The 12,423-nt window shown below is 70.2% G+C and carries 11 protein-coding genes; 8 read left to right on the plus strand and 3 right to left on the minus strand.

Annotated features, from left to right (window positions below):
* Positions 1-164: 164 nt before the first annotated feature.
* On the plus strand, positions 165-1,151 hold the full coding sequence (locus OG928_RS25010) for a TerC family protein (RefSeq protein WP_406287565.1): 987 nt from the start codon (positions 165-167) through the stop codon (positions 1,149-1,151).
* On the opposite strand, the gene OG928_RS25015 is transcribed toward OG928_RS25010, so the two are convergent.
* Entirely contained in the window at positions 1,148-1,315 is a 168-nt protein-coding gene (locus OG928_RS25015) for a hypothetical protein (protein ID WP_406287566.1), read from the minus strand. The two genes, OG928_RS25010 and OG928_RS25015, sit on opposite strands and share 4 nt — an antisense overlap.
* A gap of 136 nt (positions 1,316-1,451) precedes the next feature.
* Here OG928_RS25015 and OG928_RS25020 point away from each other — a divergent pair, with 136 nt between their 5' ends.
* Positions 1,452-2,000, plus strand: a complete 549-nt coding sequence (locus OG928_RS25020; RefSeq protein WP_406287568.1) for a CGNR zinc finger domain-containing protein — start codon at positions 1,452-1,454, stop codon at positions 1,998-2,000.
* A gap of 258 nt (positions 2,001-2,258) precedes the next feature.
* Here the strand turns inward: OG928_RS25020 and OG928_RS25025 are convergent, their stop codons facing one another.
* Both OG928_RS25025 and OG928_RS25030 read right to left on the minus strand, forming a co-directional pair.
* Positions 2,259-2,915, minus strand: coding sequence for an MBL fold metallo-hydrolase (locus OG928_RS25025; protein WP_406287570.1), 657 nt, complete (start codon positions 2,913-2,915; stop codon positions 2,259-2,261).
* Between the two features lie 44 nt (positions 2,916-2,959).
* Positions 2,960-3,694: a maleylpyruvate isomerase family mycothiol-dependent enzyme gene (locus tag OG928_RS25030; protein WP_406287572.1), complete on the minus strand. Its 735-nt coding sequence runs from the start codon at positions 3,692-3,694 to the stop codon at positions 2,960-2,962.
* Positions 3,695-4,042: 348 nt separating this feature from the next.
* Here OG928_RS25030 and uvrA point away from each other — a divergent pair, with 348 nt between their 5' ends.
* From uvrA to whiA, 6 genes are all read left to right on the plus strand, one after another.
* Entirely contained in the window at positions 4,043-6,886 is a 2,844-nt protein-coding gene (uvrA, locus tag OG928_RS25035; protein ID WP_406287574.1) for an excinuclease ABC subunit UvrA, read from the plus strand.
* Positions 6,887-6,955: 69 nt separating this feature from the next.
* Positions 6,956-7,432 (plus strand): Rieske (2Fe-2S) protein, encoded by a 477-nt coding sequence (locus OG928_RS25040; protein WP_406287575.1) that lies wholly within the window; start codon positions 6,956-6,958, stop codon positions 7,430-7,432.
* A gap of 39 nt (positions 7,433-7,471) precedes the next feature.
* Positions 7,472-9,571 carry an excinuclease ABC subunit UvrC gene (gene uvrC, locus OG928_RS25045; RefSeq protein WP_406287577.1) on the plus strand — a complete coding sequence of 700 codons (2,100 nt, stop codon included), beginning with the start codon at positions 7,472-7,474 and terminating at the stop codon, positions 9,569-9,571.
* Between the two features lie 24 nt (positions 9,572-9,595).
* The gene (gene rapZ, locus OG928_RS25050) at positions 9,596-10,489 is read left to right on the plus strand and encodes an RNase adapter RapZ (protein ID WP_406287579.1); all 894 of its coding nucleotides are present in this window, start codon (positions 9,596-9,598) and stop codon (positions 10,487-10,489) included.
* On the plus strand, positions 10,486-11,451 hold the full coding sequence (gene yvcK / locus OG928_RS25055; RefSeq protein ID WP_406287582.1) for a uridine diphosphate-N-acetylglucosamine-binding protein YvcK: 966 nt from the start codon (positions 10,486-10,488) through the stop codon (positions 11,449-11,451). Before rapZ ends, yvcK begins: the two co-directional genes overlap by 4 nt.
* The gene (whiA, locus tag OG928_RS25060; protein ID WP_406287584.1) at positions 11,442-12,422 is read left to right on the plus strand and encodes a DNA-binding protein WhiA; all 981 of its coding nucleotides are present in this window, start codon (positions 11,442-11,444) and stop codon (positions 12,420-12,422) included. The genes yvcK and whiA overlap by 10 nt, the downstream gene beginning before the upstream one ends.
* Position 12,423: the final 1 nt, after the last annotated feature.

Here is a 12,423-nt window from a genome sequence, read left to right on the forward strand (position 1 = left end):
GCCTGACCGCACCGGCCTCGCAGCAGGTCGCCTGAAGCCCTGTCACCCGGATTTGGCAAAGGACTCCTTGGTGTTTCCTTTACCTTCTGGCATGCTTGAGGCAATCGGAGGGGTGCATCCCCCCTCCGGCGATGACGCGACCGCCCACGTCTGCCGGAGGCGCAGTGGACGTTTCACCCGTTGCCTGGATCCTGACCATCGTCGTGCTGCTGGCACTGGTGGCAGTGGATCTCTTCCTCAACCGCAAACCACACGAGGTCACGCTCAAGGAGGCGTCCCTATGGGGCGTCTTCTGGGTCGGCCTCGCCGTCCTGTTCGGCATCGGCCTCTGGGTCGTCGCCGGGGCGGAACCCGGTGGTGAGTTCTTTGCCGGATTCATCACCGAGAAATCACTGAGCGTCGACAACCTGTTCGTGTTCGTGCTGATCATGGGCAAGTTCGCGGTGCCGCCGCAGTACCAGCAGCGCGTGTTGCTGGTCGGCGTGCTGCTCGCACTCGTCCTGCGCGGCATCTTCATCGCCGCGGGCGCCGCGGTCGTCGCCACGTTCTCCTGGGTCTTCTTCATCTTCGGCGCGTTCCTGATCTGGACCGCGTGGAAGCTGATCAAGGAGGCGCAGTCGGACGAGGAGGAGGAGTTCGAGGAGAACGCCCTCCTGCGCAAGGTCGAGAAGGTCCTGCCGACCACCGACGGCTACCGCGACATGAAGCTCGTGGTGAAGGAGAACGGCAAGCGCTTCGTGACGCCGATGCTGATCGTGATGATCGCCGTCGGCACCACGGACGTGCTGTTCGCGCTCGACTCGATCCCGGCGATCTTCGGCCTCACCAAGGAGCCGTACATCGTCTTCACCGCGAACGCGTTCGCGCTGATGGGTCTGCGCCAGTTGTACTTCCTGATCGGCGGACTGCTCAAGAAGCTGGTCTACCTGTCGTACGGCCTGTCGGTGATCCTGGGCTTCATCGGGGTCAAGCTGATCTTCGAGGCGCTGCACGGTCAGGGTGTGCACGTGCCGACGATCGGCATCCCGCTCTCGCTCGGTGTCATCGTGGCGACCCTCGCGGTCACCACGATCCTGAGCCTGCGCAAGACGAAGAAGGACGAGCGCGAGGCGGCTGCCGTGGCGGCGGTCGAGAAGGACGCGAACGTCTAACGCGGTACCGGAACGGCCGGCGGCCCCTGGGCGAGGAGTACCTCGTTCGGGGGCCGTTCCGTTTCGGTGGACCGCGGCCGCAGGCGGACCCCGACGCTGCCGCACAGGCAGCGGGTGTAGACGACTTCGCCCTGGGAGGTGAGGTGGCGGGACAGTACCGTCATCCGCGGATCCTCGATCCGTCCGCAGGCGTCGCATCGGGAAGACATCGAGTTGCCTCCGTGTTGCCGAGGGTGATACTGGGTAATGAGTGTGACGGCGTAGCTCCTTACATACCCTCGCAGCCTAGGTAAGGGTTCAATGGAAGTCAACGGTTACCGCAGTGATGGGGTCGGTGCTGCCGTGGCGATGGTCAACGCGTGGACCGGCGAGCAGGGGGCCGCGCCCGACGTGGCCTCCGCGCGGGGGGTGCTGGCGCCGTTCTCGTTCCTGGTGGACGACCTGGACGAGAGCGCGCTGGAGCCGCTCGTGGAGTGGTCGGGGCAGTTGCGCGCGTTCTTCGAGATCACCGATCTGGAGGCGGCCGTCGCGCACGTGAACGTTCTGCTGGCGCGCGTCGAGGTGCGGCCTCGGCTGGTGGACCACGGCCATGGGCTGCACCTGCACCACGCGCCGTCGGGCGTGCCGTTCGTGCAGCGCATTCGGATCAACACGGCGATGGGGTTGGCGAACCTGGTGGCCGACTACGGCGTGGGGCGGTCGGGGGTGTGTGCGGCTGTGGGCTGTGCGCGGGTGTTTGCCGATACGTCTCGTAATGGGCGGAAGCGGTATTGCTCCGACGCGTGTGCGAATCGGGCCAATGTGGCGGCGCATCGGGCGCGGCGGAGGGCCTCTGCGCCTGGGGGGTAGGGGTGGGGTGGCCTCAATCGCCGGCCGGGCTTGTCCTCAAGCGCCGGACGGGCTGGATCTGGCGGCCCGCGGCCAGGCGGCCTCAAGCGCCGGCCCGGCTGGGTGGCCTCAAGCGCCGGCCGGGCTGGGTGGCCTCAAGCGCCGGCCGGGCTATTTGGCCTCAAGCGCCGGCCGGGCTGGGGTGGCCTCGAGTGTCGGCTGGGGTGATTGGGCTCGATGCCGGCCGTGCTGGGGTGGCTCGGTCGGCGGTTGGGGTTGTTACCAGCGTCGGGTGTGCCATTCGGGGAGGTTGGGGCGTTCGTTGCCGAGGGTGGTGTCGGTGCCGTGGCCCGGGTAGATCCAGGTCTCGTCGGGGAGGGTGTCGAAGAGTTTGTGTTCTACGTCGTCGATCAGGCGGTCGAACGCGGCCGGGTCGCCGAATGTGTTGCCGACACCGCCGGGGAACAGGCAGTCGCCGGTGAACAGGTGCGGGTGGCCCTTGGGGTCGTCGTACAGCAGGGCGATGCTGCCCTCGGTGTGGCCCACCAGGTGGATGGCCCGCAGCTCGATCGCGCCGAAGGCGATCGTGTCGCCGTCGTCCACGAGCACGTCCGTGGGCACCGGGACGGCCGCGGCGTCCTCGCGCCCGGCGAGCGTGGTCGCGCCGGTGTGCGCGACCACCTCGGCGAGCGCCTGCCAGTGGTCCTGGTGGCGGTGCGTGGTGACGACCCGGGCGAGGCCGCCGTCGCCGACGAGGGTGATCAACGTGTGCGCGTCGTTGGCCGCGTCGATCAGCAGCTGCCGGTCCGTGGCGCGACAGCGCAGCAGGTAGGCGTTGTTGTCGTAGGGCCCGACCGCGACCTTCGTGATCATCAGGTTGGCCAGTTCGCGCACCGCCGGGGCGCCGCCGACCTTCACCGATCCGTGATACGTCATGTCTGCCATCCTCCTCGCCCGACCGCCATGTCGGCCACCGACCGCTACATCCAGGCGGGCAGCGGCGGCAGCTGCCCGAACGGCTCGACGGTCAGCCCGTCGCCGTTGGTGCGGCCGATCAGCCACGCGAGCAGCGACTGGCGGCGCCCCGACACGACCGCGGCGGGCTGCACGCCTTCGGGGCCGATCCGCAGTTCGCGGTGGGTTATGTCGTCGCGCAGCAGCAGCGGCGGGCAGTCCGGCCGGCCGCGGAAGGAGGCCGCGACCTCGTTCAGCTCGCGCTCGGTGTAGTCGGTCGGCCAGTGCGCCGGCGTCCAGCCCGCGTCCAGGTCGACGTGGTGGATGTACAGCTCCCGCAGCCGCATCGTCGGCAGCAGCGTCGCCGCGACGTCGCCACCCCCGCGCCGGGAGACCTTGGCCCCCCACGCGGTCGGCGTCATCACCGCGAACGCCTGCGCGAACCGCGCGGACGCGTCGTACAGGTCGGTGAGCTGCTCGGGCAGCGGGCGCGGCGAGCCCTCCTCGATCGCCCGGTCGCGCGCGTCGCCGGGCGCGTACATCGGGGTCGGGATCCCGGTGCGGGCCCAGTTCAGCAGATTGGTGAGCGCGTCCGCGTTGCGTGCGAGATGGGTCAGGACGTGGCCGCGGCTCCAGCCGGGCAGCAGCGATGGACCGGCCAGGCGCTCGGGGGTCAGTCGCTCCGCGGTCGCCAGTACCTGCGCGGTCGCGTCGTTGATCTCCTCGAGCAGTGCGGCGGGGTCGAACCCGTCCGTCGTCACGCTTACCTCCCCAAGTCGCCCACGCCACCGAACTGCGGGACGAGACGGGTCCCGGTGCGACGTGGTCTTGGGACTTCACCTTAGTGGCGCGAACGCCTGTGCCAGACCTTCACACGATCGGGTGAAGAACGGTCTCTTGAAGTTTTGTTCGAATGAATGTGCGATAGCCTGGCTGCTCAAAGGGGAACAAACACCTGCCCGCGGCTGCTTACGATGGCGCGAGGCCTTGTCGATCCGGTGCCGCTCGGCACTTTGTTCGTAGCCTCGATCCGCACTGTCGACGCGTACCGATCAGCTCGACACACCATCAGCCGTAGCGGCATGCCGTCGAAGGGTTTCGATTCTCAAGTGGCCGACCGTCTCATCGTCCGTGGCGCGCGCGAGCACAACCTCAAGGACGTCTCCCTCGACCTTCCGCGCGACGCGCTCATCGTCTTCACCGGCCTGTCCGGTTCGGGTAAGTCCTCGCTCGCGTTCGACACCATCTTCGCGGAGGGACAGCGCCGCTACGTCGAGTCGCTGTCCTCGTACGCGCGGCAGTTCCTCGGGCAGATGGACAAGCCCGACGTCGACTTCATCGAGGGCCTGTCGCCGGCCGTCTCGATCGACCAGAAGTCGACCAACCGCAACCCGCGCTCGACGGTCGGCACGATCACCGAGGTCTACGACTACCTCCGCCTGCTCTATGCCCGGATCGGGCACCCGCACTGTCCGGTCTGCAGCCGCCCGATCGCGCGGCAGAGCCCGCAGCAGGTGGTCGACCGCGTGCTCGAACTCGAGGAGGGCACCCGCTTCCAGGTGCTCTCGCCCATCGTGCGCGAGCGCAAGGGCGAGTTCGTCGACCTGTTCGCCGAACTCCAGTCCAAGGGCTACAGCCGGGCCCGGGTGGACGGCGCGGTGATCCAGCTGACCGACCCGCCCAAGCTCAAGAAGCAGGAGAAGCACTCGATCGAGGTGGTCATCGACCGCCTGACCGTGAAGTCCTCCGCCAAGCGCCGGCTCACCGACTCGGTCGAGACCGCGCTCTCGCTCGGTTCCGGCATGGTCATCCTCGACTTCGTCGACCTGCCCGAGGACGACCCGAACCGCGAGCGGATGTTCTCCGAGCACCTCTACTGCCCCTACGACGACCTGTCGTTCGAGGAGCTGGAGCCGCGCTCGTTCTCGTTCAACTCGCCGTTCGGCGCGTGTCCCGACTGCACCGGCATCGGCACCCGCATGGAGGTCGACCCCGAGCTCGTGGTCCCGGACGGGCAGAAGTCCCTCGACGAGGGCGCGCTCGCGCCGTGGTCGAGCGGGCACGCCGCCGAGTACTTCGGCCGACTGGTGTCCGCGCTCGCGGACGAGATGGGCTTTCGCACCGACATCGCCTGGGACGGGCTGCCGCAGCGGGCCAAGAAGGCACTGCTCAACGGCCACAAGACGCAGATCCACGTCAAGTACAAGAACCGCTACGGGCGCGAGCGCTCCTACTACACATCGTTCGAGGGCGCGCTGCCCTACATCGTGCGCCGGCACTCCGAGGCGGAGACCGACACCAGTCGCGAGCGCTTCGAGGGCTACATGCGCGAGGTGCCGTGCGCGACCTGCCAGGGCGCCCGGCTCAAGCCGATCGTGCTCGCGGTCACCATCGCGGACAAGTCGATCGCCGACGTCGCGTCGATGTCGATCAGCGACTGCGCCGAGTTCCTCGGCCGGATCAAGCTGGTCGCCCGCGAGAAGAAGATCGCCGAGCGGGTCCTCAAGGAGGTCAACGAGCGGCTGAAGTTCCTGGTCGACGTCGGCCTGGACTACCTCTCGCTCGGCCGCCCGGCCGGCACCCTCTCCGGCGGCGAGGCGCAGCGCATCCGGCTCGCCACGCAGATCGGCTCCGGCCTGGTCGGCGTGCTGTACGTGCTGGACGAGCCCTCCATCGGGCTGCACCAGCGCGACAACCACCGGCTGATCGAGACCCTGGTCCGGCTGCGCGACATGGGCAACACGCTGATCGTGGTCGAGCACGACGAGGACACCATCCGGATCGCCGACTGGGTCGTGGACATCGGTCCCGGCGCCGGCGAGCACGGCGGCGAGGTCGTGCACTCGGGCAGCTACAAGGAGCTGCTCAAGAACAAGCGGTCCGCGACCGGCGACTACCTCTCCGGCCGCAAGTCGATCCCGACCCCGACCGAGCGCCGGGTCCCGGACAAGCGCCGCCTGGTCGTGCACGGCGCCCGCGAGAACAACCTGCAGGACGTCAGCGTCGCCTTCCCGCTCGGCGTCTTCACGGCCGTCACGGGCGTGTCCGGATCGGGCAAGTCGACCCTGGTCAACGACATCCTGTACACCCACCTGGCCCGCGAGCTCAACGGCGCGCGGATCGTCCCCGGCCGGCACACCCGGATCACCGGGACCGACCTGGTGGACAAGGTCGTGCACGTGGACCAGGGGCCGATCGGGCGCACCCCGCGCTCGAACCCGGCCACCTACACCGGCGTGTTCGACCACGTGCGCAAGCTCTTCGCCGAGACCACCGAGGCCAAGGTGCGCGGCTACCTGCCGGGCCGGTTCTCGTTCAACGTCAAGGGCGGGCGCTGCGAGAACTGCTCGGGCGACGGCACGATCAAGATCGAGATGAACTTCCTCCCGGACGTCTACGTGCCGTGCGAGGTGTGTCACGGCGCGCGCTACAACCGGGAGACCCTGGAGGTCCACTTCAAGGGCAAGAACATCTCCGAGGTGCTCGACATGCCGATCGAGGAGGGGCTCGCCTTCTTCGAGGCCGTCCCCGCGATCGCCCGACACCTGCGCACGCTCAACGACGTCGGCCTGGGCTACGTGCGCCTGGGTCAGCCCGCGACCACGCTCTCCGGCGGCGAGGCGCAGCGCGTCAAGCTCGCGTCCGAGCTGCAGCGCCGCTCGACCGGCAAGACGGTCTACGTCCTGGACGAGCCGACCACCGGCCTGCACTTCGAGGACATCCGGCGCCTGCTCGGCGTGCTGACCAGCCTGGTCGACAAGGGCAACACGGTGATCGTGATCGAGCACAACCTCGACGTGATCAAGACCGCCGACTGGGTCGTCGACCTGGGCCCCGAGGGTGGCAGCGGCGGCGGCCTGATAGTCGCCGAGGGCACGCCGGAGGAGGTCGCCGAGGTGGCCGGCAGCCACACCGGCAAGTTCCTGCAGGGCGTGCTGCAGGACCGACGGTGACGTAGGGGGCATCCGAGGCGGGTGCGAGGATTGGGCACCCCAGCGTCATCGTTCGCAAGGAGACACCGCATGACCCCGCAGCAGCCGCCCCTGTCCGAGTCCGGCTCCGACCACACGGCGGAACACGGGACCGACCGGCGCGCGCTGCTGCGGGGCGCGGCCGTCGTGGGCGCGGTCGGGGCCGCCGGGATCGCGCTGACCGCGTGCGCCACGGAGAACCAGCCGGCGTCGCCGCACGAGAAGCCGCTCCTGAACGGGCCGGTCACCGTGGGCCGGTCCCAGGACGTGGTGGTCGGCAAGGGCAAGGTCTACACCGACACCTCGATCGTGGTCACCCAGCCCGCCAAGGACGATTACAAAGCGTTCGACGCCCGTTGTCCGCACCAGGGTTGTCTGGTCACCAAGGTCGACCAGGGTGTCATCCAGTGCCAGTGCCACGGCAGCCAGTTCTCGATGAACGACGGCTCCGTGGTCCGCCGCCCCGCGAAGCGCGGCCTGACGGCCCTTCCGGTCAAGGTCGCGAACGGCGAGATCATCGTGGGCTGACCGCAAAAATCTGTTGGAGCCAGCACATAGGGTGGAGAAATGGACCCGTCGTCGTACCGGCCCGCACCCGGCCAGATCCCGACGTCGCCCGGCGTATACCGGTTCAGCGACGAGCACGGCCGTGTGGTCTACGTCGGCAAGGCGAAGAACCTGCGCGCCCGGCTCTCGTCCTACTTCCAGGACCTGGCCAACCTGCACCCGCGGACCCAGACCATGGTCACCACGGCGGCGGGCGTGGACTGGACCGTGGTCGGCACCGAGGTCGAGGCGCTCCAGCTCGAATACTCCTGGATCAAGGAGTTCGACCCGCGCTTCAACGTCAAGTACCGCGACGACAAGAGCTACCCCTCGCTCGCGGTGACGCTCAACGAGGAGTTCCCGCGCGCGCAGGTCATGCGCGGCCCGCACCGCAAGGGCGTGCGCTACTTCGGGCCGTACGGGCACGCGTGGGCCATCCGCGAGACGCTCGACCTGCTGCTGCGGGTCTTTCCGCTGCGCACCTGCTCGGCGGGCGTGTTCAAGAACGCCCGCCGGGTCGGCCGGCCGTGCCTGCTCGGCTACATCGGCAAGTGCGCGGCGCCGTGCACCGGCAAGATCTCCGCCGAGGACCACCGTGCGCTCGCCGAGGACTTCTGCGAGTTCATGGCCGGCCGCACCGGTCCCTACATCAAGCGCCTGGAGCGCGAGATGAAGGTCGCCGCGCAGGAGATGGAGTACGAGAAGGCGGCCCGCCTGCGCGACGACATAACCGCGCTCACCCGGGCCCTGGAGAAGAACGCGATCGTGTTCGGCGACGGCACCGACGCCGACGTCATCGCGCTCGCCGAGGACGAACTGGAGGTCGCCGTCCAGATCTTCCACGTGCGCGGCGGCCGGGTGCGCGGACAGCGCGGCTGGGTCACCGAGCGGGTCGAGGACGTGGACACGGGCGACCTGGTCGAGCACTTCCTGCAGCAGCTGTACGGCGAACAGCGCGGCGAGGCGGTGCCGCGCGAGGTGCTGGTGCCCGCGCTGCCCAAGGACGCCGACGCGCTGTCCGAGTGGCTGTGCGCGCTGCGCGGCGCCAGGGTCGAACTGCGGGTCCCGCAGCGCGGCGACAAGAAGTCGCTCCAGGAGACCGTGCAGCGCAACGCCGCGCAGGCGCTCAACCTGCACAAGCTGCGCCGCGCCGGCGACCTCACCGCGCGCTCGCTGGCGCTCCAGCAGCTCGCCGAGGCGCTGGAGATGGACACCGCGCCGCTGCGCGTCGAGTGCTACGACATCTCGCACCTGCAGGGCACCGAGGTGGTCGCCTCGATGGTCGTGTTCGAGGACGGCCTGCCGCGCAAGAGCGAGTACCGACGCTTCGCGATCAAGTCGTTCGAGGGCCAGGACGACACCCGCGCGATGCACGAGGTGCTCACCCGACGGTTCAAGCGGTACAAGGCCGACCTCGCGCGCGACGCGGCCGGTGACGCCGCCGACGCGGAGGGGCTGGAGAACACCGGCCCGATCGACCCCGAGACCGGCCGACCCAAACGGTTCGCCTACCCGCCGCAGCTGGTCGTGGTCGACGGCGGCCAACCGCAGGTCGCCGCCGCGGTGCGGGCCCTGGAGGAGGCCGGCGTCGTCGACGTGACGGTGTGCGGCCTGGCCAAGCGGCTCGAAGAGGTGTGGCTGCCCGGCGAGGACGACCCGGTCGTGCTCCCGCGCAGCAGCGGCGAGGCGCTGCTGATGCTGCAGCGGATTCGCGACGAGGCGCACCGCTTCGCGATCACCTACCACCGCTCCAAGCGGTCCAAGGCGATGACGGCGAGCGTGCTCGACGACGTCCCGGGACTGGGTGCCACCCGCCGCAAGGCGGTGCTCGCGCACTTCGGCTCGCTCAAGCGGTTGCGCGCGGCGAGCGTCGACCGGATCACCGAGGTGCCGGGCATCGGCCGGGCCACCGCGGAGGCGATCGTGGCGGCGCTCGCCACCCGGGCTCCCGCGGCTCCGGCCGTGAATACCGCGACGGGCGAGATCATTGAAGAAGACGACGGCACCGAACACGACGGCACCGAAGAAGACGGCACCGTGAGACGGCACCAAGGAAGCCATCCCGTCGCACCCCCGAGGCAGGAACCAGCAGGAGGAAGCGTTGAACTCGCCCAGCCGTAGGCACGACACGCAGCGGGGGGACGCATGAGCACCGAGATCGCGAGCGGAGAGGTCGAGGGGACCCCGGAGCTGGTGATCATCTCCGGCATGTCCGGCGCCGGTCGCAGCACCGCCGCCAAGGGTATGGAGGACCTCGGCTGGTTCGTCGTCGACAACCTGCCGCCGTCGCTCATCCCGGCCATGGTCGACCTCGGTGCCCGGACCCAGGGGGCGGTGGCGCGGATAGCGGTCGTGGTCGACGTCCGCGGCCGGACCTTCTTCGACGACCTGCGTTCCGCGCTCGGTGAGCTGGACGCCGCCGGCGTGGTGCGTCGGATCGTGTTCCTGGAGGCATCCGACGACGTCCTGGTGCGTCGCTTCGAGGGCGTGCGCCGCCCGCACCCGCTGCAGGGCGACGGGCGGATCCCGGACGGCATCGCGCGCGAGCGCGAACTGCTGCGCGAGCTGCGCGGCGAGGCCGACCTGGTGATCGACACCTCCGACATCAACGTGCACCAGCTGCGCGCCAGGATGGACGACCGGTTCGCCGGCTCCGGCGAGCCGCAGCTGCGCGCGACGGTGATGTCGTTCGGCTTCAAGTACGGCCTGCCGGTGGACGCCGACCTGGTCGTCGACTGCCGCTTCCTGCCCAACCCGCACTGGATCCCCGAGCTGCGCCCGCACACCGGGAAGGACGAGGCGGTCAGCCGCTACGTGTTCGACCAGCCCGGCGCCAAGGAGTTCCTGGACCGGTACGCCGAGCTGCTGCACATCGTCACCGAGGGCTACCGCCGCGAGGGCAAGCGCTACGTGACGCTGGCGGTGGGCTGCACCGGTGGCAAGCACCGCAGCGTCGCGATGGCCGAACGGCTGGCCCGCCGGCTCACCGAGGACGGCCTGGACACCGTGCTCGTGCACCGCGACATGGGCAGGGAATGAGCGGCCCCAAGGTGGTCGCGTTGGGCGGCGGACACGGGCTCTCGGCGTCGCTGGCGGCACTGCGCCGGCTCACCGACGACCTGACGGCGATCGTCACGGTCGCCGACGACGGCGGCTCCAGCGGCCGGCTGCGCAAGGACCTGGGCGTGCTGCCGCCGGGCGATCTGCGGATGGCGCTCGCGGCGCTGTGCGGGGACGACGAGTGGGGCGTGACCTGGAGCCGGGTGATCCAGCACCGGTTCCGCTGCGAGGGCGACCTGAACGGGCACGCGGTCGGCAACCTGCTGCTCGTGGGCCTGTGGGAACTGATGGACGACCCGATCGCGGCGCTCGACTGGATGGGCCGGCTGCTCGGCGCGCACGGGCGGGTGCTGCCGATGTCGGCGGTTCCGCTCGACATCGAGGCCGACGTCGCCGGACACGACCCGAGCCGGCCGCACGAGGTGCTGACCGTGCGCGGGCAGGCCCAGGTCGCGGTGACTCCCGGGGACGTGCGCGGGATCCGGCTGCTGCCGGCCGATCCGCCCGCCGTGCCCGAGGCGGTCGAGGCGGTTCGTGACGCCGATTGGGTGGTTGTCGGACCTGGTTCCTGGTTCACCTCGGTGCTGCCCCACCTGCTCGTTCCCGAGTTGGCGACGGCGCTGGTGGAGACCAAGGCCAGGCGGTTGCTGGCGCTCAATCTGGCTCCACAGCCGGGCGAGACGGCCGGTTTCTCGCCGCAGCAGCACCTGGAGGTGCTGGCGGCGCACGCCCCCGGGCTGACCTTTGACATCGTCCTCGGCGACCGCGACCGTGTGGAGGACGTACCGGGCCTGGAACGGGCCACGGCGGCGCTCGGTGGACAGGTCCACCTCGCCCCCGTTTCGGCGGTCGACGGCACACCGCGACACGACCCCGAACGGTTGGCCGCGGCCTACGGCCGGATCTTCGTCGATCGTGAAAGGATCGCTCCATGGCGATGACGGCAGCAGTCAAGGACGAGCTCAGCCGCCTCCCGGTCACCCGGTCGTGCTGTCGCAAGGCGGAGGTCTCCGCGCTCTTGCGCTTCGCGGGCGGACTGCACATCGTGGGCGGGCGAATCGTCATCGAGGCGGAACTCGACACGGCCATGGCCGCGAGGCGCCTGCGCAAGGACATCCTGGAGGTCTACGGGCACAGCTCGGACCTGGTCGTGGTGGCCCCCGGCGGCCTGCGGCGCGGCAGCCGCTACGTCGTGCGGGTCGCCGTCGGCGGCGATCAACTGGCCCGGCAGACCGGTCTGCTCGACGCCCGCGGGCGTCCGGTGCGGGGTCTCCCGCCCCAGGTCGTCTCGGGCGCGACGTGCGACGCGGAGGCCGCCTGGCGCGGCGCGTTCCTCGCGCACGGCTCGCTCACCGAGCCCGGCCGTTCCTCCGCCCTGGAGGTGACCTGCCCCGGTTCCGAGGCGGCGCTCGCGCTGGTCGGCGCGGCCCGCCGGTTGGGCCTGGCGGCCAAGTCGCGCGAGGTGCGCGGCGTGGACCGCGTGGTGGTGCGCGACGGCGACGCGATCGGCGCGCTGCTCACCCGGCTCGGCGCGCACGAGAGCGTGCTGGCCTGGGAGGAGCGGCGGATGCGCCGCGAGGTGCGGGCCACGGCGAACCGGCTCGCGAACTTCGACGACGCCAACCTGCGCCGCTCGGCCCGCGCGGCCGTCGCGGCGGGCGCGCGCGTGCAGCGGGCCCTGGAGATCCTCGGCGAGGAGGTCCCGGAGCACCTGGCCGCGGCCGGCAAGCTGCGGCTCGACCACAAGCAGGCATCCCTGGAGGAGCTGGGCGGGCTCGCCGAGCCGCCGCTGACCAAGGACGCGGTCGCCGGCCGGATCCGCCGGCTCCTGGCGATGGCCGACAAGCGAGCCGGCGAGCAGGGAATGCCCGGCACCGACGCCGGCCTGTCCATGGACATACTCGTGTCCTGAG

Source organism: Embleya sp. NBC_00896, assembly GCF_045207785.1.
In the GTDB taxonomy this organism is placed as follows: Bacteria; Actinomycetota; Actinomycetes; order Streptomycetales; family Streptomycetaceae; genus Embleya.